Below are 26,903 nucleotides of genomic sequence, written 5' to 3' on the forward strand. Positions count from 1 at the left end.
CTGCTATTGCTCCTTGTATTGGTGTCGCCCCGTCGGGAAGCGGGTTTCGTTTTTTTCCATCTTGGCGATGATGGCCGCAGCCACATCGATATCAAGGCTGTTGGCAAAGGCCAATGCATATAACAACACATCAGCCAGTTCTTCGGCCACTTCTGCCTTGTCCAGTTCCACCTCGGCCGGCGGCGTCCACTGAAAATGCTCCATCAATTCGGCCGCTTCGATGGCGATGCTCATGGCCAGATTCTTGCCGCTGTGGAAAGGCTGCCAGTCACGCGCCGCCGCAAATGCGGCGACGCGCTGCTTCAGTTCTGCCAGTGTCGTATCGTGGTCGGTCGCCATTATTTCACCAGTTGATTCATCTCGAACACTGGCAGCAGTATGGCCAGCACGATCAGTAGCACTGCACCACCCATCAGCAGCACCATCACCGGCCCCAACAGGCTGGTGAACGTCGCCACCTTTTGCTCCAGCTCGCCGGTTTGCTGCTTGGCGGCTTTGTCCAGCATCACTTCCAGCCTGCCACTGGCCTCGCCGCTGGCGATCAGGTGCACCAGCACCGGTGGAAACAACTTTTGCCGCTCCAGCGATTTGGACAGCACGGCGCCCTCGCGCACATCACGTGCCGCGCTGCTCACCGCCTCGCGCAATACCAGGTTTTCCACCACGCCGGCAGCCGCTTCCATGGCCTTCAGCAGCGGTACGCCGCTGCCCACCAGGATAGATAAGGTACTGGCAAGCCGTGCGGTATTGCCCGCCCGGTTAAGGCGGCCAAACAGCGGCAATCGCAACAGAAAGCCATCGACCTTGAGCCTGAAGGCAGGCTTTTTGAGCATCTGGGCAAAGCCAAAGCCGCCAGCCCCCAACAGGGCAAACACCACCAGTCCGTATTCCCGTATGCCCCCCGAGATCAGCAGCAACGCCCGCGTCAACAGGGGTAGCTCCTGCTTGGAGGACTGGAATACCGACACCATCTGCGGCACCACCCACCACAACATGCCTACGATCACCAGTATCGATACCGACAGCACCACGGCCGGATAGACAAATGCCAGCACCACCTTGGAGGTCAGTGCCTGCCTGGCCTCGATGTAATCGGCCAGGCGCGACATGACGCCGGCCGCCTTGCCCGATTCCTCGCCCGCCCGCACGATGGTGCGGTACAGCTCAGGGAACACCTTGGGATGGCGGCCCAGCGCCACGCTCATGGCAGCACCGGCCAGCACCTCGCTGCGCACGCCTGCCAGCACATCGCGTGCACGCGGGTTCTCGGCCTGTTCTATCAGCACCGTCAGGGCCCGCTCTATGGTCAAACCGGCATCCAGCAAGGTGGCAAACTGGCGGGTAATCAACGCCAGCTCACCAGTAGACACCCCGCCGCGCTGGCGGCCACCGGGTTTGCTGGCCTCGGCAGCGCCTGCCAGCTCACCCATTTCGGTCACCCACAGGCCCTGGTCGCGCAAGTTGGCACGGGCCTGTTTGGCATTGTCGGCTTCTATGACACCTTCGCTGCTACGCCCATTGGCATCCAGCGCCTGATAACGAAAACCCGCCATCAGTTTTGCTCCTGTTGTGTGGCTGGAACGGCTTCAGCAGGTAAGGGGGGTAGCCAGCCGGCTCTCCCAGCAATACTCAATGCCAGCAAGCCCAGTATCAATGCAGTCGGCAAATAGGCCAGCAAGCCCAGCAAAACATGCTTCATGCCTACCCCGGTCGCCTTGTTCAAAGCATGCGTCAGAACCGCTATCTGGTAGAACGCCAGCAACCCCGTCAGCGGCAAAGCCACGCTGGGTGGCACCGCGCTTAACAGGGGTTCCAGCAATTGGCTGCTGGTGGCCAGCACCACCAAGGGGAACAAGGTGCCCTGACCACTCCAGCGTTTACCCAGCTTGAGCCACCAGGCAAAGAACAAGGTCAGCGCCAAAGCCTGTAACCAGGTCATGGCGATAAAGAAAACCATCAGCACCGGCACACTGGCCTTGAGGTCGGGAGCGCCCAGCGCAGGCAACGCCCCCAGTACGGTCAGCAGCAGCACTGGCTGCCACCAAGTGTAGGCATAGTGCGGCACAGGCTTCACACGGAAGCAGGCAAGGTCGATGGCGTCTTTGAATAAGGGCAGCATCTGTCATTTCTAAACAACAAGGCCGCCTCTCGGCGGCCTTTGCGTAAGCTGGCGGGCTGCTAGCTCTTCACGCAATCAAGACGATCTTCCACCTGTTGCACCACCAGTTGGAAATCCTGCCGCAGCGGGGCCTCACGCCTGGCGGCCAGATAGTAGCGCTTGCAGGGTTCAATGGTAAACGGCACATCCTTCTCTACCGGCTGGGTAAAGCCCGCCACAGGCGCCGCCAGCAGCCGCAGGGTACGCTGGCCGGGCTCGGCACGGACGGTGTCACGATCCACTGTGTAGTTGCCATCGATGGCAACTATCCGCACCGGGTAGAGTTTCATATCGGCACGCCCCATCTCGCGCCGGCCATCCAGCAGGCTGGTATCCGTCACCTTCATGCTGGCGCAGCCAGAAAGACCGATCAGGGCAAACAAGGCCAAGGTGTTCACAATGCGGTTCATCTTCCCACTCCTTCGCTGATAGACAGCAGTTATTGGCAACAGAAAGATTATGCGCGCCTGCAAGCCACCTGCATGGCCCATGTTTACAGACTTTTACGCCTGAATCAGTCGAACACAACCGTCTTGTGGCCGTAGACCAGCACACGGTGGTCCAGATGCCAACGCACCGCACGGCTCAGCACGATGCGCTCCAGGTCGCGGCCTTTCTGCACCAGGTCTTCGACCGTCTCGCGGTGCGAGATACGGGTCACATCCTGTTCGATGATGGGGCCATCATCGAGCACCTCGGTCACATAGTGACTGGTGGCGCCAATCAGCTTGACGCCACGGGCATGGGCGCGGTGATAAGGCTTGGCGCCCTCGAATGCCGGCAGGAAACTGTGGTGGATATTGATCACCTTGTGGCGATAAGCCGTGCTGAACGACTCCGACAGCACCTGCATATAGCGGGCCAGCACAATCAGATCCACGCCGTGCTCAACCAACAAGGCACGCTGTGCCGCCTCGGCCTCAGCCTTGTTGTCCTTGCCGACGGCCACCACATGGAAAGGAATGCCGTAGAACTCGGCAATGCGCCGGCAGTCCTCATGGTTGGAGATGATCAACGGTATCTCGCAGGCCAGCTCGCCGGTATGCCAGCGATGCAGCAGATCGACTAGGCAGTGGTCATACTTGGAGACAAAAATGGCCATGCGCGGTTTGTGGGCGGAACGCTTGAGCTTCCAGGCCATGCCAAAGCGTTCGGCTATCGGCGCGAACGCCGCCTCGAACGCACCCATGTCCAGCGCAAAGCCGTCCAGATCCCACTCGATACGCATCAGGAACAGATCGGCATCGTCATCCTGGTGCTGATCCGCGTGCAGGATGTTGGCGTTATAGGTGTAAAGGAAGTTGGCAATGGCAGCGACCAAACCCTTGCGGTCAGGACAGGAGATCAGCAGTGTGGCGGTATTCTTCATGATGGCTAGGCTCGATGGAGGAGGCAGTAAGGCCTTGGATGCAGACATCGCAACACCCAGGCCACCCTGCCCCAGGGCACTGGCATGGCAGGCGGGCCGGTGATTCTGGCAATGCTGCGGGCAGTATGCAATCCCGCAGCCGTGTCGCGCGCTGTTCACACGCACAAATCAAACGCTTGTTTAAATCATTTGTTAGGTGCTAAGTTGTGGTCAATGGCCCGCTGCGGCAGTACCGCCAAAGTCGGGATATGTCACGGCACCCCGCACATTTGCCCGCCCTGAACCACCTGGGCGGCAAGCGCCCGGCATCATGGTGCGGTGACGATATCCCTCGCTGGTGCTATGCTTCAGGCCCTCTTACGTTGACGTCATCTGGACGTCGCGTGTACACGAATTCCTAATCCGATCTCCAGCGGAGGCAGTGTGAAAATCCTGGTCGCAGTGAAGCGCGTTGTTGATTACAACGTCAAAGTCCGTTGCAAGACCGATGGCAGCGATGTCGATGTTGCCAACGTCAAGATGTCCATGAACCCCTTCGACGAAATCGCCGTCGAAGAAGCCGTGCGCCTGAAGGAAGCCGGCAAGGCCAGCGAGATCGTCGTGGCCTCGCTGGGCGTCAAGCAGTGTGAAGAAACCCTGCGCACCGCCCTGGCAATGGGTGCTGATCGCGCCATCCATGTCGAGACCGATACCGAGCTGCAGCCCCTGGCCGTCGCCAAGCTGCTCAAGGCTCTGGCCGACAAGGAACAACCGCAGCTGGTGATACTGGGCAAGCAGGCCATCGACGACGATGCCAACCAGACTGGCCAGATGCTGGCTGCACTGATGAATGCGCCACAAGGCACCTTCGCCTCCAAGGTGGAGCTGGCAGGCGACAAGGTCAATGTCACCCGCGAAATCGACGGCGGTCTCGAAACCGTATCGCTGTCGCTGCCCGCCATCGTGACCACCGACCTGCGCCTGAACGAGCCGCGCTACGTCAAGCTGCCCAACATCATGGCCGCCAAGAAGAAGCCGCTGGACAAGACCACGCCAGCAGAACTCGGCGTGGACGCTGCGCCCCGCCTCAAGACCCTCAAGGTTGCCGAGCCGCCCGTGCGCAAGGCCGGCATCAAGGTGGCTTCGGTTGCCGAGCTGGTAGCCAAGCTGAAGAACGAAGCGAAGGTGATCTAAATGTCTATCCTCGTCATTGCCGAACACGACAACGGCTCGCTCAAGGCCGCTACCCTCAATACCGTTACCGCTGCACAGAAGATCGGTGGCGACATCCACGTGCTGGTTGCAGGCCATAACGCCGCCGCCGCCGCCCAGGCTGCTGCCCAGATCGCTGGCGTAGCCAAGGTGCTGCTGGCCGATGCCACCCACCTGGGCCACCAGCTGGCCGAGAACGTCACCCCCGTGGTAGTGGAACTGGCCCGTGGCTACAGCCATGTGCTGGCACCCGCCACCACCCACGGCAAGAACCTGCTGCCGCGCGTGGCCGCCCTGCTGGATGTGGCGCAGATTTCCGATGTGATCGCCGTCGAATCGGCCGACACCTTCGTGCGTCCCATCTATGCCGGCAACGTGATCGCCACCGTGCAGTCCAGCGATGCCATCAAGCTGATGACCGTCCGCACCACCGCATTCGATGCCGCCGCCACTGGTGGCAGCGCAGCAGTGGAGAACATCAGCGCTGGCAGCGACGCAGGCAAATCCAGCTTCGTTAGTCAAGAGTTGACCAAGTCCAGCCGCCCCGAACTGGGCGCCGCCAAGATCATCGTCTCCGGCGGCCGTGCCCTGGCCTCCAGCGAGCAGTTCCATAGCGTGCTGGAGCCCCTGGCCGACAAGCTGGGTGCCGCCATCGGCGCCAGCCGTGCCGCTGTCGATGCGGGCTACGCCCCCAACGACTACCAGGTCGGCCAAACCGGCAAGATCGTCGCGCCGCAGCTCTACCTGGCAGTGGGTATCTCTGGTGCCATCCAGCATCTGGCCGGCATGAAGGACTCCAAGGTCATCGTCGCCATCAACAAGGATGAGGAAGCCCCCATCTTCCAGGTGGCAGACTACGGCCTGGTGGCCGATCTGTTCACGGCAGTGCCGGAACTGATCGCAGAACTCAACAAGTAAGCATCGTATGAACTAAAACGGTCACCACGGTGGCCGTTTTTTCAGCCCCACGAATCAAGCAAGCGCTCGAATTGGAGATAACCATGAGCTATCGTGCACCCGTTACCGACATCCGCTTTGTGCTGAACGAACTGGCTGGCCTCAATGAGGTCGGCGCCCTGCCCGGCTATGAGGACGTCAATCCCGAACTGGCCGATGCCATCCTGGAAGAAGCCGCCAAGCTGGCCGAGAACGTGATCGCGCCGCTGAACAAGGTCGGCGACCAGCACGGCAACAAGCTCAGCGACGGCATCGTCACCACCGCGCCTGGCTTCAAGTCTGCCTACCAGCAATTCTCTGAAAACGGGTGGGTCAGCCTGCGCACGCCCACCGAGTTCGGCGGCCAGGGCATGCCTGCCCTGATCGCCATGGCCACCGAGGAAATGTGGTGTGCCGCCAATGTCGCCTTCAGCCTCTGCCCGCTGCTGACCCTGGGCGCCTTTGAAGCGCTGGAACACCACGCCTCGGACGAGCTCAAGGCGACCTACCTGCCCAAGATGGCATCGGGCGAATGGACCGGCACCATGAACCTGACCGAACCGCAAGCCGGCTCGGACTTGGCCCAGGTCCGTGCCAAGGCCGTGCCGGTCGGTGATGGCACCTACAAGATCAGCGGCCAGAAGATCTTCATCACCTGGGGCGAGCACGATATGGTGGAGAACATCGTCCACCTGGTACTAGCCCGCCTGCCCGACGCCCCCGCAGGCGTGAAGGGCATCTCGCTGTTCGTGGTGCCCAAGTATCTGGTCAATGCCGATGGCTCGCTGGGTGAGCGCAACGATGTCAGCTGCGTCTCGCTGGAGCACAAGCTGGGCATCCATGCCTCGCCTACCTGCGTGATGAGCTACGGCGACAAGGGCGGCGCCATAGGCTACCTGGTGGGCGAAGCCCACCGTGGCCTGGGCTATATGTTCACCATGATGAACCAGGCACGCCTGGGTGTGGGCATCGAGGGTATGGCCATAGCCGAGCGGGCCTATCAGCAGGCGGTAGCCTACGCCAAGGATCGCGTGCAGAGTCGCGAGCTGGGGTCGGACAACCCTGCGCCGGCCGCCATCATCAAGCATGCCGATATCCGCCGCATGCTGATGACCATGAAGAGCCAGATCGAAGCCCAGCGCGCCCTGACCTACTACGCCGGCGCCGCACTCGACCGCGCCGCACGCCACCCCGATGCCGCCGAGAAGCAGAAATGGCAGGCCGTGGTGAACTTCCTCATCCCCATCGTCAAGGGTTGGAACACCGAGCAGGTCAACGAAATCACCTCGCTGGGCGTACAAATCCACGGTGGCATGGGCTTTATCGAGGAAACCGGCGCTGCCCAGCATTTGCGCGATGCCCGTATCACCGCCATCTATGAAGGTACGACCGGCATCCAGGCCATGGACCTGGTGGGCCGCAAGACAGCCAGCGAGCAAGGCCGCACCGCCCGCGCCCTGCTGGCCGAAGTAGAGGCCGTGGCAGCACAGCTGAAGACCCAGGGCCTGGCCGAGATAGGCGATGCGCTGGATGCCGCCCTGGTCCACGCCCGTGCCAGCACCGATTTCGTGGTGGGCCAGTTTGAAGCACAGCCCAAGGCCGTTGCCGCCGGCTCGGTGCCCTTCCTCAAGCTCATGGGTATCGTACTGGGCGGCTGGCAACTGGGCCGCGCCGCACTGGTGGCCAAGCAGAAGCTGGCTGACGGCGATGCGGACAGCGCGTTCCTTGAAGCCAAGCTGATCACCGCCCGCTTCTTTGCCGCGCACCTGCTACCCCAGGTGAGCGGTCTTTCGGCGGCCATATTGCACGGCGCCGATACCGTGCTGGCACTGCCGGAAGAGGCGTTTTGAGGGGCTATGCAAGGCTGCTAGCACCAGCATCACGGTAGGTAAAGCGTAAGCACCCGGGGAAACCCGGGTGCTTGCCATTACGGCATCACTAACTCCCGCCTCTGCTGCTGCAGCACGGCGCCCCCGCCACCTGCAATGGCTGTTTCAGGCCAGCTCAGCCGGCATGCGGTAGTGGCCGGAGTCGAACCGGTCTATGCCGCAGCTGAGCGCACTGATCCAGTCCAGAAATGCCAGCAGCACCGATTTACCCACCATGTAGCGACCATGCTGGGGCACCATCATCAGGATCTCACCGCGCTCCACCATGGGCCTGACCATGTCCGCCCAGAGCCGGCAGACCTTGTTCGCCACCATATAGCGACGATGGAAGCCTTCCATGCTGGGTATGAGCCGGGTGAATTCCGCTACTGTGCTGACAGGCTCTGCCACCAACTCGTGCGCCACCATGGACGCCCCCATATCGCCCGAGAACAGGATGCGCGAGCGGGGATCGTAGAAGTGGAAATTACCCTCGGCATGCAGAAAATGGGCGGGTACGGCGGCAACCCGGCTCGCCCCCAGCTTGAACCAGCCCCCCTCGTCCGGTACTCCCAGAATGCGCCCAGCCGCATTCCCGGCGGTACAGAAATGCGGCACGAAGCGCGACCAGAGCTTGGATACCACCAGGGTGCACTGGGTGCTGATCAGCCATTTGTTCAGTGAGGCCACAATGTCCGGATCGGCGTGCGAGGCCAGAATGTACTTGAGCTCACGCGCCGGAAAATAGCTCGCCATGGCCATGATGAGGGCGTTGTAGGTCATATTGCCGGCCGGGTCGATCAAGGCGCCTTCACGCCCCGACACCAGCAGAAACTGATTGGCCTGGACGGCGTGGTCATCATCATCGTCCACCAGATCGGCAAACATCAGGCAGCGGTGGCTACCATCGTCGTACAGTGAAATCGCCATGCCTGGCCCTTTAAAGACAAAGCGCGCAGGCTATCCATCCTGGCCCATCCCCATTTTGATACAGCGCAAGATAACGCGCGATCTGCCGCCGCCCTACGCCATAGCTATCACCTATGCCAGTCTGCCCAGCCAACAGCTCACAGATCAAGCGTTTGACCGGTGGATCGACGTTGGCCCAAGGGCAAGGCAAGGCTACAATCGCCGCTTCCCCAAGTGAAGGAAGAGACAAGATGGGTTTTCTTGCCGACAAGAAGATACTGATCACCGGCCTGCTGTCCAACCGTTCCATCGCCTACGGCATCGCCAAGGCCTGCAAGCGCGAAGGCGCCACCCTGGCATTTACCTATGTGAATGACAAGCTCAAGGATCGCGTGGTCGAAATGGCCAGCGAGCTGGGCAGCGATATCGTACTGCGCTGCGACGTCAGCTCGGATGAGGAAATCGCCGCCATGGCCGCCGACCTGGGCAAGGTCTGGGACAAGGTAGATGGCGTGGTGCATTCCATCGGTTTCGCGCCGCGCGAAGCCCTGTCTGGTGACTATCTGGATTCCGTCAGCCGCGAGGCCTTCCAGATCGCCCACGATATCAGCAGCTACAGCTTCGCCGCCCTGGCCAAGGCCCTGCGTCCGCAACTGGCCGACAATGCCGCCCTGCTGACCCTGAGCTACCTGGGGGCCGAACGGGCCGTGGTGAACTACAACGTCATGGGTCTGGCCAAAGCCAGCCTGGAAGCCAACGTACGCTATATGGCGTCGGCACTCGGCGCCCAGGGCATACGCGTCAACGGCATTTCGGCCGGCCCCATCAAAACCCTGGCCGCTGCCGGTATCGCCGGCTTCTCCAAGATACTGCACCACGTGGAAGAATCCGCACCACTGAAGCGCAATGTCACCATAGAGGAAGTCGGCAACGTTGCTGCCTTCCTGTTGTCTGACCTGTCCTCGGCCGTAACCGGCGAGATCATGCACGTGGACGCCGGCTACAGCACGGTAGCCGCAGGCATGGGCGAGTAAGATCGATCGCCGTAGCATCGCAACAACGCCCGGCTGGTCCGGGCGTTGTTGTTGGTACAGATGCAATGGCTTAGACGATCTGGCAAGCGGGGTTGAGATATCACCCTGCACCATGGCGCCCCCCCTCTCTTGCCTCGGTAATATATATTGCATGCAGGTGGTCAAACAGCCATTCAACCGTCACCACAGTCAAAACACAGCGTTCGGCAAGGCGCCTAACGCGTACAACCAGTACGGCAGTCCTGCCCGTATCTGCAGGTAACAATCGGGAGCACACAGCATGCTGGCCCCTATCCGATTCGCCCTGCCCCTGCTGCTCTGTGCCACCCTGGCGCAGGCTGAAGTCGTGGAGTTCCGGGTGGCCTACGAGGACAAGGACACCCCCGATCACACCGGTGCCTCAGAACTAGTCCCGAACGATCCGGGCATCTCGGTAGAGCTGGTCAAGCTGATCGAAAAGCGGATCCCCAATCTCCGCATCAGCTTTACCCGCAAACCCTGGCTGCGTTGCCTGGCAGAATTGGAAAGCGGTGCCGCCGACGGTATCTTTGCCAGCAGCTTCAAGCAGGAGAGGCTGAAGATCGGCGTTTATCCCATGAAGGATGGTAAGGATGACCGCAGCTACCGGCTCGATACCAAGTCCTACAGCCTCTACAAGCTCAAGGATGCGGCGGTTTCCTGGGACGGTAGCCGCTTCAGCCAGCTCAAACAGGACATCGCCGCCATGCGTGGCTACGCCATCGTCGACGACCTGAGGAAGATGGGGGTCGCCGTCAGCGAGGTAGATAAATCGGAGAATGCCTTCAGGATGCTGCTGGCCGGCCGTATCGACGGCTTTGCCCAACTAACCGAGGTCGGCGACTATACGCTGAAGAAAGACCCCAGCTTCCAGCGCATCGTCAAGGTCACACCACCTATCGTGGTCAAGGATTACTACCTGCAGATCAGCCATCGCTTCCAGGCTCGATACCCTGAGCTGACGCTGAGCATCTGGAAAACGCTGGCAGAGCTACGGCAGACCGAGATGGAGCGCCTGACGCTCAAATACATGAAGGGCTACACCAGCGACTGAACGGGAGCCTAGCCGATGGATCAACGTCGGGATGAGTGGATGCGGTAGGACACGCTTATGGCTAGCCCTGACCTCAGCCCTCGCTCAACAGCCAGCTTCGTGCCACCAGGCCTTCGTCCAGTCCTGCCACATGCAGGCCATCCATGCCAACGCCACCTGCACAGACCAAGGCCACATGCAGGCCCAGATCAGGTCTATGCCAGCTGGCGGCATTACCGCCCACCGGCCTTGGCGCGGCCAGCAAGCGCCGCATCAGGGCGTAATCCAACCCCAGCCCATGGCACTTGAGCCAGGCCTCCTTCAGCGTCCAGTACTCGGTAAACTGCGCCAGCGCAGCTGCTGGCGCCAAGCCTGCCAGAGCCGCCTGCTCAACGGGGTGGCAGACCATGGCCGCCATGCCCGCGATATCCCGTCCCGGCTTGGCCAGCTCCAAATCGACCCCTACGGGCCTATCTGCCACTGCGCACAACAACCAGTCAGCACTGTGCGACAGGCTGATGGAAATACCCGCATGACCGACCACGCTGGGTGCCTCTCCTGCTTGGCTATCTATCTGCCAATCAGCGGGCTGCCCACCATACGCTTGGCTCAGTAACCTGCGCGCCAGGTAATGCCCCGCCAGAAACTGCGCCCGCCGCCTGGGCGCGCTGATCGCATCAAGCCGCGCCTGCTCCGATCCGCTCAAAGCAAAAGAGCCTGCCGCCTGCAGTTCGACTAATAGCCGATCACAGGGGGCAAGCTCCAGATGTAGCATGGGTCGAACTATTAGTTGGCTATCTTGGCGTAATTGCCCTTAAGCGCTACACCAATCACGAAACTGCCAGCATGGCACTCTATCGTCGTGTCGTTCTTGGTTTCGTTCTTCTTGTAGTAGCTGACCAGATCGACTACCGCATTGGCACCACGCTGCTTGGCCGAATTCTGAAAAGCCACCAGCGCCGACAAGGCAGCCCACTTGCAGCCAAATTCATCGCTCTTGCCGACACCATTGGTTTTCTGATTGGAGGAGTCTGTATCCAGCTTCTGCAAAACCTTGGGGGTCTTCTGACCATTCAGGAAGAACTTGACCGAACCATCCAGCTTGCCCTGAGCCTCAGGCATGGCAATCACATCAGCCAGCGGTATATGCAATACTGTGTCGCGCGCTTGCGCGGCAGGTGCCAGAGCAAAAGCCAACAGGCTACAGGCGATCAACTTCTTCATGGATTGTTTTCCCCTCGGTTCGGTCAGATAAGTATCTACAGGATCAGTTAGCTGCCACCGGTTGTGCCGGGGTAACCATCTGGGCCATGAGTATATGCTTTTGCAGATTGATCACCCAACGTTCATATGTACGATGTATGGTCATCTCCCCATTACGCATGCCATAGTCCAAGTTAAGGCTGCTGACATATTTGAACTGATAACCCTTCTCATCGTAGCTGGTGTCTAGCGTCAACTCGATCTTGCCGCCCTTGCTGTACTTGAGCGTCAGCTTCTCGGGCGTCTCTGCAATGACCTGCCAACCCAGCGAGGAAGCACCTGCAACGATAGCCGAACGCACCATGGCCTTTGATTGTGGCTGGCCATCAGCACGAGTCAAAACGACAGCAGTCGGCTCTTTGAAGACAACAGGAGCGGCTACAGCAAAGTGAGAGGAGAGTGCCAGCGTCAGGCTAACTGCAATCAAGGAGTGCTTCATCATCAATTCCTAGTTTCAATAAACAAGAACAGGGCTGATTCTTTCTGAGTCAGGCCCAACAAACTCAACCGCAATAACGATCAGAAACGCTTGAACACCAAAGACGTATTAATCCCGCCAAACGCAAAGTTATTGCTCATCACGATATCGGTTTCTATCTTCCGGCCATCGCCCGTGATGTAGTCCAACGCACCGCAGCGCGGGTCTACCGTTTCCAGATTCAGGGTGGGGGCAAACCAGCCGCTGTGCATCATCTGTATGCTCATCCAGGCTTCCAGCGCGCCGCAGGCGCCCAGGGTGTGGCCCATATAGCTCTTGAGCGAGCTGATGGGCATGCGCTCACCAAACACGCTGTGGGTAGCCTGGGTCTCGGCCACATCCCCCTGATCGGTAGCGGTGCCGTGGGCGTTGACATAGGCGATGTCGGATGGCGACAGCCGGGCGTCGTCCAGGGCCAGTTGCATGGCCACTGCCATGGTCTCGGCATTGGGGTGGGTCACATGGCGGCCATCGCTATTGGTGCCGTAGCCGATGATCTCGGCGTATATCTTGGCGCCACGTGCCTTGGCATGCTCCAGCTCCTCCAGCACGAAGGTACAGGCGCCTTCGCCCAGCACCAGGCCATCCCGGTTGGCATCAAAGGGGCGTGGTGTCAGGTTGGGGCTGTCATTATGCTTGACGCTGGTGGCGAACAAGGTGTCGAACACCGCAGCTTCGGTGGCATCCAGCTCCTCGGCGCCACCGGCCAGCATGGCGACCTGCTTGCCCGACTGTATCATCTCGTAGGCGTAGCCTATGCCCTGGCTGCCCGAGGTACAGGCGCTGGAGGTGGTGACGATGCGGCCGGTGATGCCGAAGAACACACCGATATTCACGGCGGCGGTATGCGCCATCATGCGGATATAGGTGGTGGCGCTGACGCCATCGACGGTCTTCTCGACGATCATGCGGCCAAAGTCGCCCATATTGGCAGGCGTGCCCGAAGACGAGCCGTAGGAGATGCCCATGCGGCCGCTCTTGACCAGCGGATCGCCCAGCAGGCCGGCATCGATCAATGCCTTTTCACTGGCACGCGTGGCCATCTGCGCTACCCGGCCCATGCTGCGGGTGTTCTTGCGGTTGTAGGTCTCGGGGGGCAGTACAAAATCCGGCACCGGTACACCCACCTGGGTATGCAGGCCGTCGTACTCCGCCCATTCATGCATCACCTGTACCGCATTCCGGCCTGCCTGCAGCCGCGCCAGTACGGTGGGCCAGTCATGCCCAAGCGGGCTGATCGCGCCTATGCCAGTCACCACTACGCGTTTCATCCCATCAACCCCCCATTAACTGAAATCACTTGCCGCGTAATGTACGCAGCATCCTCACTCATCAAGAAACTCACGGTCGCCGCCACTTCCTCCGGCTTACCCATGCGCTTGGCCGGTATCATCTTCAAGGCCTCGTCCAGCACTTCGGCCTCGACCATCTCGGTATCGATCAGGCCAGGCGCTACGCAGTTGACCGTGATGGCGCGGCTGGCCAGCTCCACCGCCAGCGCCTTGGTGGCGCCGATGATGCCGGCCTTGGCCGCACTGTAGTTCACCTGCCCGCGATTCCCCATCAGGCCCGACACCGACGACAGCGTCACGATACGGCCAGGCTTGCGCCGGCGTACCAGCGGCATAGTCAGCGGGTGCAGCACATTGTAAAAGCTGTCCAGGTTGGTATGGATCACGGCATCCCAATCCTCGGCCGGCATGGCCGGGAAGGCATTGTCGCGGGCGATGCCGGCATTGCAGACCACGCCGTAGTAGCAGCCGTGCGCTTCCACATCGGCCAGCAGCACCTCGGCCGCGCGGGCACGGTCGGCCACATCAAACTGCAGCACCCGTGCAGTGCGCCCCAGCGCGACGATCTCGGCCGCCACAGCATCTGCCTCTTCCACCCGGCTGCGGCAATGCAGCGCCAGATCATAGCCATCGCGGGCCAGTCGCAAGGCGATCGCCTTGCCTATGCCACGGCTGGAACCCGTGACCAATATGGTCTTGTCCATCATTCCTGCTACCTCATTCATGCTATCGCTCAGCTACCATCCGCCTGGCCCGCCAGGAATGCCTCGGCATTCTTGGGCTCGAATACGGTAAGTGCCGCGCTGGCAACCAACTGATCGCCTATCTCTATCCGGCAGTCGAACTGCCCCAATCCATTGTCGGCCTGGAAGGCCCGCCTGGCGCTTACCCGCAGGGTCTGCCCTGGCAAGAAATGCGATACCTGGCAGTCGTAGCGGCGGCTGCCCAGCAGAAACCCCACCTTGGGCTCGCCACCAGCCAGCCTGGCCTGCCAACCGGCCCAGGCCGCCACAGCTTGTGCCATGAACTCGATGCCCACCCAGCCGGCTACGCCATAGCCATCAAAGAACAGGCCGTCGGCCCGGATGTCCACCTCGGCCACCAGGGATTCCGCATCACCCGTCAGCGCACGATCGAGCAGGCTCATGGGGCCGGCATGCGGCACGATGGCCGAAATCGGGTAGTCGATCTGCGTCATGCGCCGCTCCGTGCCAGCACCACGCTGGCATTGCTGCCACCAAAGGCAAAGGAATTGCTCAGGGCGTAGTCCAGCGGCCTGCCCAGGGCCTGGCCCGGCCGCACCAGCGCCAGCGTCGGCAGCGCGGCATCTGCCACGCCATCCCACCAATGCGGCGGCAGCAGGCCGTCAGGATTGTCATGCAAGGTCAGCCAGCACAGGGCGGCTTCCAGTGCACCTGCCGCCCCCAGGGTGTGGCCGGTCAAAGGCTTGGTCGAGCTGGTAGGCGTATGCGCGCCAAACAACTCACGCACGGCCAGGCTTTCCATGGCGTCGTTCTGCGGCGTAGCCGTGCCGTGCAGGTTGACATAGCCGATATCGGCCGGCTGCAGGCCGGCACGTTGCAGGGCAGCGCGCATGGCGGCCATGGCGCCACGGCCACTGGGCTCCGGCGCTGAAATATGGTGGGCATCGGACGATTCGCCCCAACCCGCCAGCCGCACAGGCCCCTCGGCGCGGCTCATCAGGAACAAGGCCGCCGCCTCGCCGATATTGATACCGCAGCGATTGGCACTCATGGGATTGCAGCGCGGTGCGCTGACCGACTCCAGGGCCGAGAAGCCGGCCACAGTGAAGGAACACAGCATGTCCACGCCACCGACGATCACCGCGTCGCAAGAACCCATCTGCAGCAGCCTGGCAGCACTGGCCAGGGCCTTGGCGCTGGATGAGCAGGCCGTAGAGATCACCAGCGAGGGCCCGCCCAGGCCCAGCAACTGGCATAGCATCATGGCCGACGAACCCATCTCCTGCTGTCCGATATGAAAGGCAGGCGGCAACTGGCCATGCTGCCGGTGGTGATCGATGGCCAACTCGGCTTCACCTATGCCCGAGGTGCTGGTGCCCAGCACGACCGCTACCCGCTCCGGGCCATACTGGGCTATGGCTGCATCTACCTGCGGCCGTATCTGTGCCAGTGCCGTCAGCAGCAGGGCGTTGTTGCGGCTACGGTGGACGCTGGGCAACCCGGCCACGTCTGCCACGGGGGTTTGTACGGCGCCCAGATGCAGGGCGCGGCCGGGCATCAGGCTGGCGTTTTCAGCCACGCCACCGGGCGTGGTCGCAAACAGGGCTGCCCTGACGGCAGCTGGGCCATCGCCCAGGGCGCACACGACGCCCAGTTCATTGAGATAGACCGGGCTCGTCATGGCGCGGGTTCCGTGCTTTGTAAACGTGATTCAATCTGCAGCCGGTAGCCTTCGCGCTGGTTCTCCAGCACGGCATCCCCCGCCCAGCGCGGGTTCGCGCTATAGCGCACGCTCAGGGCAGTCACACCATCCTGCTGTAATTGCCGCAGGCCTTGATCATCCAGCAGCACCCAACCTGCCGGCAGCGCCTGGCGTATCGATTCGGCCGGCCAGTAAGCCAGCTGCACATCCCGCAGTACACGGCCACCGTCGACCTCGGCCGGCAGCTTGGGATGGCGGTTCTGCTGCAGATCCTGCCCGTCCCAGCTCAGGGTCAGCACACGCTGGCCCAGCGCGATACCGGCCAGCTGTACTGTGCTTGGGTCTATTTCCAGCAGGGCCTCCAGCACGCGTGGTGTTTCCTCGCGCTTGCCGGGCAAACGGTTTTCCACCCGTTCCAGCGTCAAACGCTGTGCCAGGCTGACGCTGCTGCCAAACGCCGCTGGCGCCAGGCGCAGGGCCGGCATGGCCGAGCGCGGCTCTGGCGTGCTGGCGCAAGCCGCCAGCAGCAAGGCGGCTGTGGCTATCAGACGGCGCACAGCTGCTCCAGCGTCTTCAGGCGGCGTGGTTCAGCCACGTAGGGGTTCTGCTTGTCCCAGGCATAGCCGGCCAGGATGGCGGCAATCATGCGACGTATTTCGGGCGATTGGTCCTGGTGAAAGATCACATCCTGGAAGCCGCCGGCATACCAGCTCTCCACAAAGGCGCGGAAGGCATCCACCCCGCCCTTCAGGGGATCGGCATAGTCCGCCTGCCAGTCCACCTTCTCGCCGGCAAATTCACGGGCAATGGCGGCCGTAGCCAGGCTGGCCGATTTGACGGCAATGGTGACGCCGCTGGAAAACACCGGATCGAGGAACTCGCCCGCATTGCCCAACAGCGCGTAGCCGGGGCCCCACAGCGATTTGACGTTGGCGGCATAGCCGGTCAGCTTGCGCGCCGGGGTATCCCAGACCGCGTCCTTGAGCAGACTCGCCAAGGTAGGCGTTTCGGCAATGATGGCCTGCAGGCGCTCTGTCTCGGTGCCGCTATAACGCTCGAGGAATTCGGTGCGTGCCACCACGCCCTGCGAGCAACGGCCGTTGGAGAAGGGGATGGTCCAGAACCAGACATCGACATGCTCAGGATGCACCGAGATCAGTATCTTGTTGCGGTCGAAACTGCCGCTGGGGATATTGTCCTGCACATGGGTGAAGTAGGCACCACGCAAGGGGAAAGCCGAGGGGGTTTCCAGATCCAGCAGGCGCGGCAGGATGCGGCCAAAACCGCTGGCATCCAGCAGGAATCGGGCGCTGACCTGGTAGGTCTCGCCTTCCGGCGACAAAACCGTCACCTGCGGACGTTCGCCGTCCACATTCACCGTCACTACCTGATGCCGATAGCGCACCTCGGCACCGGCCTTTTCGGCCGCCTTGGCCAGCACGTGGTCGAAGTCGGCCCGCTGCACCTGGTAGGTGGTACCCCAGCCCTTGGAGAACTTGTCACGGAAATCAAACTGGGTCTGCTTCTCGCCACGCTGGAAAGCCGCACCGTTCTTGTACTGAAACCCAGCCTCGACCACATCCTGCAGAAAGCCGGCGGCTTCGATGTATTCCATCGATTGCGGCAGCAGGCTCTCGCCAATGGAGAAACGGGGAAACTGTTCCTTCTCGATCACCAGCACCTGCCGCCCTTGCTGCCGCAACAGCCCGGCCGCCACCGAACCCGATGGGCCGGCACCAATGATCAGGATTTCTGTTTGTTCATGACGCATGGTCTTATTCCTTGTTGCTGGCGCAGTGGCCGCAGCGAATTAATGGATGATCTGCCCGGCGCGGAGGATGCCCACCACGCCGACCAGGATCCAGAAGGTATTGAGCACGGTATAAGCCCGGTCACGCCGCAGGCTGGAACACCAGGCCAGCATCACGGCATCGATGGTGTTGAATATCCAGACGAACATGAAGGGACTGGCCGCCCCCATCCAGCTCACCAGGCTGAAGCTGAAAATGCGCATCAGCACCCCTACCATCTCGATCTTCTCGATATGGCGCAGGATGAACTGGTTGAGGGTCGCCACCGGGGCAAGGGCCAGGCTGTTTGTCGTCATGTTTATTGCACTCAGGGTTGATGGTTTGCCGTGGCAAGCTGCGATACCGGGGTGGCTTCTACCTGCTCGCGGGCAAATGCTTCGCCGGGGCGGAAACAGGGTGTCAAAAGCCAGATCAGCAATTCACCCAGCAACATGGTCAGGCCAAAGGCCTGCAGGGCCGGCGTGGCAGAAAATGCCAGCAGGCCAAAAGACAGCAGGGTACTGACACCGGCCAGCGCTACCGCCAGCCAGGCGGTGCCGTCACCGGGGTGTTCCAGCAGGAAGATGCCGTAGTCCACCCCCATGCCCAGCAGCAAGACCAGCGCCAGCACATTGAACAGCTGCAAGGGCACGCCCAGCAGCCCCAGCAAGGCCAGCACCAGCAGGCTGCCCAACAAGGTGGGCAGCAAGGCACGCCAGGCAGCCAGACGGAAGCGCCAGGCCAACGCCACGAACACCGCCACATAGCCCGCCAGCAGCAGCCAACTCATGCCCAGGCGATAGCGTGCCAGCAGGCTGGATATCTCCGCCGTCTTGTCCACCCAGCGCACGCCAGGCAAATCGGTGGCCGCCTTGTTCAGCGCCGGCAACATGGCCGGGCTCAGGCCGCGCAGCATCAATACGCTGTAGTGCTTACCGTCCAGTTCGCCCAGCCACTGCGCCGCAATAATCGATGCGGCGGGGCTGGCCAGCCAGGTTGCCGGATCCAGCGCTTGGGGCGCCTGCACCGGCCGGGCCGGCTGCTCGCCCGTCTGTTCTGCAATGGCCGCCAGCGCATGCCGTTCGGCCTGTGCCGTCAGCAAGGCGGCACGCTGCTGTGTAGCCAGCGAGGGCAGCCAGTCAGAGACCGCGCGGTAACCCGGCAAGACGCCGTCCCTTACCAGGTCGTCCAGCCTTGCCTTCAATCCTTCCTCTCGCTGCAGCAACTGCTCCGGGCTATCGCCCGCCACCAGGTAGAACTGGCCAGGGCTGGGCATGCCCAGCAACCGCCCTACTTCCAGTTGTTCGGCCATCAAGCCGGCCGGCGAGCCCTGCAGCTGCCGTAGATCATCGCGGCTCTGCAGGCGCGACAGGCCCACACCCAGCACCACCATGAGAACCAATGCCAGCAGCCAGCCCTTGCGGTTGGGCTGCCAACGCGGCCAACGCGTCAGGCTGTTGGCAAGATAGCGGGCAAAGGCCGTTTGCGGCAGGGCACCCCGGTCAAACAGCGGGAACCAGCACACCACGGTCAAAAAGGCCGCCAGCAAGCCCGCAACCGAGAACACGGCCATCTGCCGCAAGCCAGGGAACGGCGCCAAACCCAGCGCCATATAGGCCACCACACTGGTCAGTAGCGCCAGTGCCATACCCGGCAGCAGGCCACGCAGTACCTGCCAGCGCTCACTGGCCGGCCGGCCCTGGCGAGCCGCGAAATAGTGGAAGCCATAATCCTCGGCCACCCCGACCAGGCTGGCGCCAAACACCAGAGTCAACAGATGCACCTGGCCAAACAGCATGGCCGTCACACTCAGCGCCACGCCGCAACCTATCAGCAGCGACAGGCCCACCAGGACAATAGGCCGCAGTGAACGGAAGGTCAGCCAGACCAGCAACAGCACCGCCAGCAAGGAACCCCAGCCTATGGTGCTCATCTCCCGGTTGGCCTGGGCCGCGGCAGCTTCGGCATGCAGCGGCACGCCTGCGGCCAGCAGTCTGATCTCGCCCATACCTTGGGCGGCCAGCTCGACACGGCTGGCCTGCAGCAGTTCGGCCAGCGGCGCCTCACCCGTCACGGCAAATGCGGCGCCCTGGAATTGGTAATTGAGCAGCGCCCACTGCTGCCCCTTGCCCTGCAACCACAACAGGCCATCGCGCGGGCGAGCGGGTGATTCAGCCGCCCGTTCGGCCCACCAGTCCTGCCACAGGCCAAGCGGGTCGGCCAGCCGGTCGCCAAACTGCGGCCCGGCAGCGGGTTGGTACAAACGCATCAGGGCAGTGCTGGCCCATTGCTCGCTTGGTGCCGAGGCCAAGGCCCGCAACTGTTCCTGGGTCAGCAAGCGGTCACGCCAGGGCTGGTAGAACGCCACCGCCGCATCCAGCTTGCCGGCATCCACCGCAGCGGGCTGCAACAACGCTGGCTGGGTGGCCAAGCGGGCCTGCACCAGCTGGGCTGCGCGGCGGGTCTGCGACCAGTCGGACGCGCCCACCAGCAGCACGATCTGGCGCTGCGACTGCTCCGCCAGCTTGCGGGTAGCCGCGCTCACAGCGGGCGCCTGCTCGTTCTCGGGCAGTAGCGCCAGCACATCGGTGTTCAGGCGGGCAGCCCGCCAGAACTGAACCTGGTGCAGCACGGTGCCCAGCACAACGACCGCCCACACGGCAGCCAGCCACAGAGAGAGACGCTTAGCGGCCAAGGCGCTTTGCCTCCTCGGCCATGGGGGCACTGGCCTCAACCAGCTTGTCGAAACGGATCAGGCTGCTGTCGCCATTGGCCTCTTCCAGCCGCACCAGTTTCACATGCCGTTCGCCCTCCAGTATCACCCGCTTGAATACCCGAGCCAGGCCCGGCTCGCGGGGAGTCAGGGCCAATACCCAGGCATCCTTGCCACGCAGGCCACCATCGGTCAGGAAGCGCTTCTGCAGCACGGCCACATCGCCGGCCAGCAAGGCAAACAGCAGCTCATTCATGGCTTGCAGTGCCGGCTCGCGGCTGGATTCCAGCTGATAGCTGGCCTGTCCCGACTCCGCCGACAGTTTGTCCGGGCTCACCACCAGGCTGGACTCAAATGGCTTGCGGGTTTGCCACAGCACGCCATGGCCACGCCACAGCAGGAACTCGCCACTGGACAGCAGGGGCTTCTTGAAGCCCGCCACACTCTTCTGCTGCTCGAACTGGCCGCGCAGGACCTGAGGGCTGCTCAGCCGCGCTTTCACCGCCTCGGCGATATCTGCGGCCCAGGCAGAACCGGGCAGTGCCAGGCACAACAGCAAGGCGTATCGGAACCACTGCTTCATGGCGTGGGCACTCCCAGTCTTTCCCACAACACCGGTGGGCAGAGGTATTGCATTTCCTGGCTCTCGGTGCAGACCGCCACCTGTATGGTGTAGGCCTTGTTCAGGCGCTGGCCGGTGTCGGCGTCGCTGATCAGGTACTCGATCTTGAGCCGGTTTTCCCATTCCACGATCTCGGCACGGATACGCAGGCGCTGATTGAACACCGCCGACTTCACATACTTGAGGCGCATGTCGACGATGGGCCAGACAAAGCCCGAGGCATACATCTGCGGATAGTCGTAATCGAACCGTGACAGCAAGGCACAGCGGGCGATTTCCAGGTACTTCACATAGTTGCCGTGCCAGACGATGTTCATCGGGTCCAGGTCATGGAAGGTTGGTGACAGCTCGATCTCGTGGGCAAGGTCAATCGACATAGACCCTCCAGGCCTCGCGCCGTATGGCGCCCAGCAACGATTGCAGCTCGCCATCCAGGGCACGGTCTTCCACCACCAGGGCGATGCGGTCTTCCAGGTCGGCCTGCATGCTGGCCAGCGCAGCCGGCAGCACCAGCTCGGCATCCAGCCGGCGGCGCAGGGCAACACCCTGGCGCGCAGCGATCAGCATGGCCGCCACGACCTGCTCGGTCAGTTCCAGCACGCGCAGGCAATCGCGCGCGGCGATGGTGCCCATGCTGACCTTGTCCTGGTTATGGCACTCGGTAGAGCGACTGAACACCGAGGCCGGCATGGTTTGCTTGAGCGCCTCGGCAGTCCAGGCCGACACGCTGATCTGCAGCGCCTTGAGGCCATGATTGATGGCCGCACGGGGGCCAGTGGCACCCGACAGATTGCTGGGTAGGCCATGGTTGAAGCGGGTATCCACCAGCAACGCCAGTTGCCTATCCAGCAGGTCGGCCACATTGGCCACCGCATTCTTGAGGCCATCCATGGCGAAGGCGATGTGGCCGCCGTAGAAATGACCACCATGCAGCACGCGTTCGTTCTCGCCATCAATGATGGGATTATCGTTGGCGCTGTTCAGTTCGTTCTCTATCAGGGTGCGGAAGTAAGGCAAGGCATCTTCCAGCACACCGATCACATGTGGAGCGCAACGCAGCGAGTAGCGATCCTGCAGACGCTGCTCATTGCGGCTGGGCTGGTCGCTGGCCAGATCCTCGCGGATACGGCCTGCCACGCGCTGCTGCCCGATATGGGGCTTGACTGCAAACAGCGCCTGGTCGAAATGGTGGGCATTGCCGGCGCTGGCCAGTACGTTCATGGCGGTCAAGCGGGTTGCCAGCTGGCACAGGTAGTCGGCACGCCGCCAAGCCAGGCAGGCCAGCGCCGTCATCACGGCCGTGCCGTTCATGATGGCCAGGCCCTCCTTGGGGCGCAGGCGCAGCGGCTGTATGCCCAGCTCAGCCAGCACATCGGCAGCATGCCGGAGCTGGCCCTGGTACATCACCTCGCGCTCGCCGCACAGCACGGCAGCCAGATAAGACAAGGGTGTCAGGTCGCCGCTGGCGCCGACCGAACCTTCTGCCGGAATCAACGGCAGGATGTCATGCTTCATCAGGGTTGCAATCTGCTCCAGCAGACCCACGCTGACGCCCGACATGCCTTGCGACAGCGAAGCCAGCCGAGTTGCCAGTACCGCACGGGTTTCTTCCGGCGTCAGGAAACGGCCGGCGCCGCAACCATGGTAGGTGTACAGATGGTGTGGCAGTTCAGCGACCAGCTCGGGCGGGATGCTGACGGTGCAGGAATCACCGTAGCCGGTGGTCACACCGTAGATGACGCCATCTTCCGCCAGCAGGCGGTCAAGGAAGTCGGCGCCACGGGCGATACGGGCGCGGAAAGCCGGGTCAGCCGACAATTCGGCCGGCTGGCGCTGCTCGGCCACTGCCACCACGTCTTCTATGGTCAGTCGGCTACCGTCAAAACGGATGGGATCAGTGCTGCGGTCAAGGTTTTGCATGTGTTTGATCCCAGAAGGGAAAGAAATTGAACCAATCAAAAGGCGAGCGGCGCACCAGGGCCGTCAGCGCGGTGGCGTAGCGGCCGGCATAGTCAGCCATGGCGGCTTCGCGCCGGCCGCGCGGCAATTGCACCTGCTCGGCAAGCTGCTCGAAATGCAGGGTGTAGCCTTTGCCCTCGTGTATGCAGCCCAGCAGATAGAGGGGGCATTTGAGCAGGCTGGCCAGCACGTATGGCCCCACCGGAAAGGGCGCCTGATGCCCTAGGAACTCGGTGGTCACTGTCTGGCTGGCAAAGACCGGAATACGGTCGCCGGCAATGGCCACGTACTCGCCGGCTGCCACCTTCTCGGCCAGCAACACCGCAGTGGCGGGGCTGATCTCGGTGACCTCCAGCAAGGTCAGCTCATTATTCGGATTCAGCCGCTTGAGCAGCTTGTTGAAGCGTACCGCGTGGCGGGTATGCACCAGCACATTGAGCTTGAGCCCGCGCTTGCGCTCGGCCAGCACGCGGCACAGCTCCAGGCAGCCCATATGGGCAGTGACAATCACCCCACCCTGCCCCGACAGGGCAGCCTGGTACAACACCTCGCTGCCCACACTGCGCACCTGGGCAAACTGGTATCGCCCCGATACCGCCAGCAGCTTGTCCAGCATGGTTTCAGCGAACAGCATCACATGCCGGACGCTGTCCTGCCATACCGGTGGCCTGCCCAGCGCACCCGTCGCCTGCTGCAGCCGCGCCAGGTATTGCATGGAAGACGCACGCAGCGCCGGCTTGGTGGCCCAGTGCAGCAACACAACCGGGTACAGGCAAAGCCGGAACGGCCAGCGACCTAGCAAGCGGTGTACCCAGTAAAGCAGCCAGATACCCAGGACAAAGGTGTTCTCGCCCATCTCGGCCCAATGCTGGCGCGATGCGGTACTCATGCGGCCACCTTGCGCCATAACAGCATAGGGGCACGCAGCAACATGCCAAGGAACAGGCGGGCGTGCATGCGCGAGATCAGGGCATTGTCCAGCCAGACCTTGAAGTGCGACACGCCATCGCTGGGGTAGCACACCCTTGTGGGCTGATTGACTATGCCCATGCCACGCCAATACAGCCTCACCAGGATCTCAGTGTCAAAATCCATGCGGCGGCCTATGTTCACCGCGTCCATCAAGGCCACGGTAGGAGCCAGCGGATAGATCCGGAAGCCGCACATGGAATCTCGTATCTGCAGCGACAGGGTATTGATCCACACCCAGATATGGGTGGCATAGCGGCCATAAAGCCTGGCCTTGGGCACGCTCTCGTCGTAAATGGGACAGCCACAGATCAGGTGCGCCGGTTGCGCCGCCGACAGCCTCAGGAAGGCCGGGATATCACCCGTGTCGTGCTGGCCATCGGCATCGATCTGCAGGGCATGGCTATAGCCCAGGCTGGCGGCCTGACGCAGGCCGGCAATCATGGCACCGCCCTTGCCCTGGTTCTGCGGCAGGCGCAGCAGCTGCACACCGGCGGCATCGGCCGCCGCCAGGGCATCAAGCACCGCAGCGCAGCCAGGTTCGCTGCCATCGTCCACCAGCAGGCACGGCAGGCCGTGCTGGCGCACGGCGGCTACCACCGCACCGATGGCCTCGCCATGGTTGTAGACCGGGATCACGGCACAGGTCTTCATGCTGGCGCTCCGAACACGATGCGCCCGCTGGCGTGCGCGCCGGCGGCAGAGGTGAGCTTGAAGCCCAGGCTGCCCCGCTCGGCCTGCCAACTCAAATCCATGCTCACCAGGCTGCCTGGCGCTATCACCTGCTGGAATTTCACCGCCTCCAACCGCAGGAAACCGGCAGGAATGGCAAACAGCTCGCGTCCAAACAGCACCGCCCAGTCCAGCTGGGTGACACCTGGCAGGATAGGCGTCTGCGGAAAGTGCCCGACGAAATAAGGTGAGCGGGCGTCGATCTCCAGCACCAGGCTGGCCTCGCCCGTAGTGCGCGACAGCAGGCGTGCCGCCGGGCGCCTTGGGTCAAACCAGGCCTGCAAGGCGGCTTCCGTCGCCTTGCCCTGGGCATTGCTGGGCAAGGTCCATGCATAGCGCCAGCGGCGCGGCAGCACGCTGGCTTCCACCAGCTCTGCCAGCGCAGCACGCAAGCGGGCATTCAGGGCACGCTTGCCCTGCTCGTCGATCAAGGCCCAACCTGCAGCACTGGGAACAGCCAGCACACCCAAGGTCAAGCGTAAACCGCTCAGCGGCAATACCCGCACCTCGGCCACCAGCCCGGTCGCCAGCAAGGCGCTCTCCATGGCCGTCAGCGAGACCCGCTTTTCTTCAATCTTGACGATGCGATCAGCGCGGCCCAGCAGCTCAAAACCATCGCCCAGCAGGCTGACCCTGTCCTCGGTGCGCTGCCAATCCGTGCCTGCGAGATGGGGCGACTGCACCAGCAGCTTCTCGCCATCCAGCTGCAGCTTCACCCCCGGCAAGGCACGCCAGGCCAGGTCACCGTCGTTCATGCGCTGGCGCCAGGCAATGCCGCCCGTCTCGGAGCTGCCATAGACTTCGATAGGCGCCCTGCCCAGCAACCGCCTGCAATCGGGCAAGGCCTCGGCAGGCAGGGGGCCGCCCGACGAGAACACTGCCCGCAGGCTGGTCTTGCCGGCCGCCCACGGCAGATTGTCCGGCAAACGCTTGAGATGGGCGGGGCTGGCCACCAGTACACAGTCGCCGTTGACCGCCAGGGCGGCCACAATATCCTCCGGGAACACCAGACGGTCGGCGGCGAACACGCGGCCAGCCGCCAGCGGCCACAACACACGGAACAGCAGGCCGTAAATGTGCTGATGCGACACCGTCGCCAGCACCATGGCCTCGCCCATATCGGTATCAAAACAGGCTGCCAGCGACTGGACTTCATCGAACAACTGCGACAGTTGCTTGGCAATGGCGACCGGTTCACCGGTCGACCCTGAGGTAAACACCACCAGACCCGGCGCCTGCCTCTCCAGCGCAGGCCAATCGGGCACTACCGTATCCGGCAAGGGCTGCAGGCTGTCCTCGCCGGCAATATCGCCGGCAAAGCCATCCACCTCGCCCCGCAAGCGCGCCAGGGTGGCGGGCAGCACATCGGCCGGCAGATAGACGCACACACCGGCATGCCAGGCACCCAGCAAGGCAGCGGCAAAGGTAAAGCTGTCGTGACAGTACAGTGCAAAGCGGCGACCCGGCTGCGCGGCAAAAGCCGCGCGCCAGTTGGCCGCCTGTTGCGCCAGGCAGGCAAAGTCCAGCTGCTGTCCCTGGCGTACAGCCACGGTCATGGCGGCGGGGCGGCCCACGGCCAGCAATTGTTCAAGGGCCAGGAAATCAGCCATGTATTACTCCAGCACGCACGCGGCGGCGAACCAGCCATTCAGCGGCGAACAACATGCCCATTAGGCAGTAGGCGATCAGGCCGTTATACAAGGCCCAGACCGCATCACTGGCCCACAGCGCCGTCACCAGGGCAATGCTGCCGTTAAGCACAAAGAAACCACACCACACCTGGGTCACCTTGCGGGTGTAGACCACGCCCTCGGGCGGTAGATCGGGCTCCTGCAGGCGCGCCAACCGTTCGATCACGCTGGGCGGGTAGATCAGGCTGGTGCAGAACACCACCAGCAGCACGGCATTGACCAGCACCGGGTAGAGCTTGAGCGGCAGCGCGTGGTTACCGACCACCGTCACCAGCGCCAGCAGCAGGGCGCCGGCCGCCGCTGCCAGCCAGGTCGGCTGACGGGTGGCAATCGCCCGCAACAGTGCCAGGCCAGCCAGCAGCAAGGCCAGCCAGCGCGGCTCGAATCGCCCCAGACCCAGATAGACCAGCACCGGGTAGCTGAGCGTCAGCAGGCCGACCGCTACCGCACGCACACGCGTGGACGCGCTCAC

The 26,903-nt window shown here is 62.6% G+C and carries 29 protein-coding genes; 5 read left to right on the forward strand and 24 right to left on the reverse strand.

Annotation, left to right across the window (positions count from 1 at the left end; genetic code table 11):
* Window positions 1–3: 3 nt before the first annotated feature.
* The 5 genes from QWZ03_RS05930 to purU form a co-directional block, all read right to left on the reverse strand.
* Window positions 4–339 carry a nucleotide pyrophosphohydrolase gene (locus QWZ03_RS05930; protein ID WP_290331878.1) on the reverse strand — a complete coding sequence of 112 codons (336 nt, stop codon included), beginning with the start codon at window positions 337–339 and terminating at the stop codon, window positions 4–6.
* Window positions 339–1,553, reverse strand: a complete 1,215-nt coding sequence (gene gspF / locus QWZ03_RS05935; protein ID WP_290331880.1) for a type II secretion system inner membrane protein GspF — start codon at window positions 1,551–1,553, stop codon at window positions 339–341. The genes QWZ03_RS05930 and gspF overlap by 1 nt, the downstream gene beginning before the upstream one ends.
* On the reverse strand, window positions 1,553–2,119 hold the full coding sequence (locus QWZ03_RS05940; RefSeq protein WP_290331881.1) for a hypothetical protein: 567 nt from the start codon (window positions 2,117–2,119) through the stop codon (window positions 1,553–1,555). Before QWZ03_RS05940 ends, gspF begins: the two co-directional genes overlap by 1 nt.
* A 59-nt stretch (window positions 2,120–2,178) precedes the next feature.
* Window positions 2,179–2,568 carry a cupredoxin domain-containing protein gene (locus QWZ03_RS05945; RefSeq protein WP_284198124.1) on the reverse strand — a complete coding sequence of 130 codons (390 nt, stop codon included), beginning with the start codon at window positions 2,566–2,568 and terminating at the stop codon, window positions 2,179–2,181.
* Window positions 2,569–2,672: 104 nt separating this feature from the next.
* Window positions 2,673–3,527, reverse strand: coding sequence for a formyltetrahydrofolate deformylase (purU, locus tag QWZ03_RS05950; protein ID WP_284198123.1), 855 nt, complete (start codon window positions 3,525–3,527; stop codon window positions 2,673–2,675).
* A gap of 423 nt (window positions 3,528–3,950) precedes the next feature.
* Between purU and QWZ03_RS05955 the strand changes: the two genes are divergently transcribed.
* The 3 genes from QWZ03_RS05955 (at window position 3,951) to QWZ03_RS05965 (ending at window position 7,504) form a co-directional block, all read left to right on the forward strand.
* Window positions 3,951–4,700, forward strand: coding sequence for an electron transfer flavoprotein subunit beta/FixA family protein (locus tag QWZ03_RS05955; protein WP_284198122.1), 750 nt, complete (start codon window positions 3,951–3,953; stop codon window positions 4,698–4,700).
* Entirely contained in the window at window positions 4,701–5,636 is a 936-nt protein-coding gene (locus tag QWZ03_RS05960; RefSeq protein ID WP_290331882.1) for an electron transfer flavoprotein subunit alpha/FixB family protein, read from the forward strand.
* Between the two features lie 83 nt (window positions 5,637–5,719).
* Entirely contained in the window at window positions 5,720–7,504 is a 1,785-nt protein-coding gene (locus QWZ03_RS05965) for an acyl-CoA dehydrogenase C-terminal domain-containing protein (protein WP_290331883.1), read from the forward strand.
* A 144-nt stretch (window positions 7,505–7,648) separates the two neighbouring features.
* Here QWZ03_RS05965 and QWZ03_RS05970 read toward each other — a convergent pair whose 3' ends face one another.
* Window positions 7,649–8,452 (reverse strand): oxygen-binding di-iron domain-containing protein, encoded by an 804-nt coding sequence (locus tag QWZ03_RS05970; RefSeq protein ID WP_290331884.1) that lies wholly within the window; start codon window positions 8,450–8,452, stop codon window positions 7,649–7,651.
* A 230-nt stretch (window positions 8,453–8,682) separates the two neighbouring features.
* Between QWZ03_RS05970 and fabI the strand changes: the two genes are divergently transcribed.
* A complete protein-coding gene (gene fabI, locus QWZ03_RS05975; RefSeq protein ID WP_284198118.1) occupies window positions 8,683–9,465 on the forward strand; it encodes an enoyl-ACP reductase FabI in 783 nt (260 codons plus the stop codon).
* Window positions 9,466–9,745: 280 nt separating this feature from the next.
* Window positions 9,746–10,537 carry a substrate-binding periplasmic protein gene (locus QWZ03_RS05980; RefSeq protein ID WP_290331886.1) on the forward strand — a complete coding sequence of 264 codons (792 nt, stop codon included), beginning with the start codon at window positions 9,746–9,748 and terminating at the stop codon, window positions 10,535–10,537.
* A gap of 73 nt (window positions 10,538–10,610) precedes the next feature.
* Here QWZ03_RS05980 and QWZ03_RS05985 read toward each other — a convergent pair whose 3' ends face one another.
* The 18 genes from QWZ03_RS05985 to QWZ03_RS06070 form a co-directional block, all read right to left on the reverse strand.
* Complete coding sequence (locus QWZ03_RS05985) at window positions 10,611–11,222, reverse strand: 4'-phosphopantetheinyl transferase family protein (RefSeq protein WP_290331887.1); 612 nt, start codon at window positions 11,220–11,222, stop codon at window positions 10,611–10,613.
* Between the two features lie 80 nt (window positions 11,223–11,302).
* Window positions 11,303–11,740: an excinuclease ATPase subunit gene (locus tag QWZ03_RS05990; protein ID WP_290331888.1), complete on the reverse strand. Its 438-nt coding sequence runs from the start codon at window positions 11,738–11,740 to the stop codon at window positions 11,303–11,305.
* Between the two features lie 43 nt (window positions 11,741–11,783).
* Entirely contained in the window at window positions 11,784–12,221 is a 438-nt protein-coding gene (locus QWZ03_RS05995; protein WP_290331889.1) for a hypothetical protein, read from the reverse strand.
* A gap of 77 nt (window positions 12,222–12,298) precedes the next feature.
* Window positions 12,299–13,528 carry a beta-ketoacyl-ACP synthase gene (locus tag QWZ03_RS06000; RefSeq protein WP_290331890.1) on the reverse strand — a complete coding sequence of 410 codons (1,230 nt, stop codon included), beginning with the start codon at window positions 13,526–13,528 and terminating at the stop codon, window positions 12,299–12,301.
* On the reverse strand, window positions 13,525–14,253 hold the full coding sequence (locus QWZ03_RS06005; RefSeq protein WP_308447528.1) for a 3-ketoacyl-ACP reductase FabG2: 729 nt from the start codon (window positions 14,251–14,253) through the stop codon (window positions 13,525–13,527). Before QWZ03_RS06005 ends, QWZ03_RS06000 begins: the two co-directional genes overlap by 4 nt.
* Before the next feature lie 29 nt (window positions 14,254–14,282).
* Window positions 14,283–14,747 carry a hotdog family protein gene (locus tag QWZ03_RS06010; protein WP_290331891.1) on the reverse strand — a complete coding sequence of 155 codons (465 nt, stop codon included), beginning with the start codon at window positions 14,745–14,747 and terminating at the stop codon, window positions 14,283–14,285.
* Window positions 14,744–15,934: a beta-ketoacyl-ACP synthase gene (locus QWZ03_RS06015; RefSeq protein ID WP_290331892.1), complete on the reverse strand. Its 1,191-nt coding sequence runs from the start codon at window positions 15,932–15,934 to the stop codon at window positions 14,744–14,746. The genes QWZ03_RS06010 and QWZ03_RS06015 overlap by 4 nt, the downstream gene beginning before the upstream one ends.
* Complete coding sequence (locus QWZ03_RS06020) at window positions 15,931–16,512, reverse strand: DUF3261 domain-containing protein (RefSeq protein WP_290331893.1); 582 nt, start codon at window positions 16,510–16,512, stop codon at window positions 15,931–15,933. The genes QWZ03_RS06015 and QWZ03_RS06020 overlap by 4 nt, the downstream gene beginning before the upstream one ends.
* Window positions 16,500–17,726 (reverse strand): NAD(P)/FAD-dependent oxidoreductase, encoded by a 1,227-nt coding sequence (locus tag QWZ03_RS06025; RefSeq protein ID WP_290331894.1) that lies wholly within the window; start codon window positions 17,724–17,726, stop codon window positions 16,500–16,502. Before QWZ03_RS06025 ends, QWZ03_RS06020 begins: the two co-directional genes overlap by 13 nt.
* 39 nt (window positions 17,727–17,765) lie before the next feature.
* On the reverse strand, window positions 17,766–18,062 hold the full coding sequence (locus tag QWZ03_RS06030; RefSeq protein WP_284198108.1) for a CBU_0592 family membrane protein: 297 nt from the start codon (window positions 18,060–18,062) through the stop codon (window positions 17,766–17,768).
* An 11-nt stretch (window positions 18,063–18,073) separates the two neighbouring features.
* Window positions 18,074–20,440, reverse strand: a complete 2,367-nt coding sequence (locus tag QWZ03_RS06035; protein WP_290331895.1) for an MMPL family transporter — start codon at window positions 20,438–20,440, stop codon at window positions 18,074–18,076.
* Window positions 20,430–21,041 carry a LolA family protein gene (locus QWZ03_RS06040; RefSeq protein WP_290331896.1) on the reverse strand — a complete coding sequence of 204 codons (612 nt, stop codon included), beginning with the start codon at window positions 21,039–21,041 and terminating at the stop codon, window positions 20,430–20,432. The genes QWZ03_RS06035 and QWZ03_RS06040 overlap by 11 nt, the downstream gene beginning before the upstream one ends.
* Entirely contained in the window at window positions 21,038–21,457 is a 420-nt protein-coding gene (locus tag QWZ03_RS06045) for an acyl-CoA thioesterase (protein WP_290331897.1), read from the reverse strand. The genes QWZ03_RS06040 and QWZ03_RS06045 overlap by 4 nt, the downstream gene beginning before the upstream one ends.
* A complete protein-coding gene (locus tag QWZ03_RS06050; protein WP_290331898.1) occupies window positions 21,447–23,000 on the reverse strand; it encodes an HAL/PAL/TAL family ammonia-lyase in 1,554 nt (517 codons plus the stop codon). Before QWZ03_RS06050 ends, QWZ03_RS06045 begins: the two co-directional genes overlap by 11 nt.
* Complete coding sequence (locus QWZ03_RS06055) at window positions 22,987–23,928, reverse strand: lysophospholipid acyltransferase family protein (protein ID WP_290331899.1); 942 nt, start codon at window positions 23,926–23,928, stop codon at window positions 22,987–22,989. The genes QWZ03_RS06050 and QWZ03_RS06055 overlap by 14 nt, the downstream gene beginning before the upstream one ends.
* A complete protein-coding gene (locus QWZ03_RS06060) occupies window positions 23,925–24,662 on the reverse strand; it encodes a glycosyltransferase family 2 protein (RefSeq protein ID WP_290331900.1) in 738 nt (245 codons plus the stop codon). The genes QWZ03_RS06055 and QWZ03_RS06060 overlap by 4 nt, the downstream gene beginning before the upstream one ends.
* Complete coding sequence (locus QWZ03_RS06065) at window positions 24,659–26,350, reverse strand: ApeI family dehydratase (RefSeq protein WP_290331901.1); 1,692 nt, start codon at window positions 26,348–26,350, stop codon at window positions 24,659–24,661. The genes QWZ03_RS06060 and QWZ03_RS06065 overlap by 4 nt, the downstream gene beginning before the upstream one ends.
* Window positions 26,343–26,903, reverse strand: coding sequence for a COG4648 family protein (locus QWZ03_RS06070; RefSeq protein WP_290331902.1), 561 nt, complete (start codon window positions 26,901–26,903; stop codon window positions 26,343–26,345). Before QWZ03_RS06070 ends, QWZ03_RS06065 begins: the two co-directional genes overlap by 8 nt.

The sequence above is a fragment of the Chitinimonas viridis genome, from assembly GCF_030409555.1.
In the GTDB taxonomy this organism is placed as follows: domain Bacteria; phylum Pseudomonadota; class Gammaproteobacteria; order Burkholderiales; family Chitinimonadaceae; genus Chitinimonas; species Chitinimonas viridis.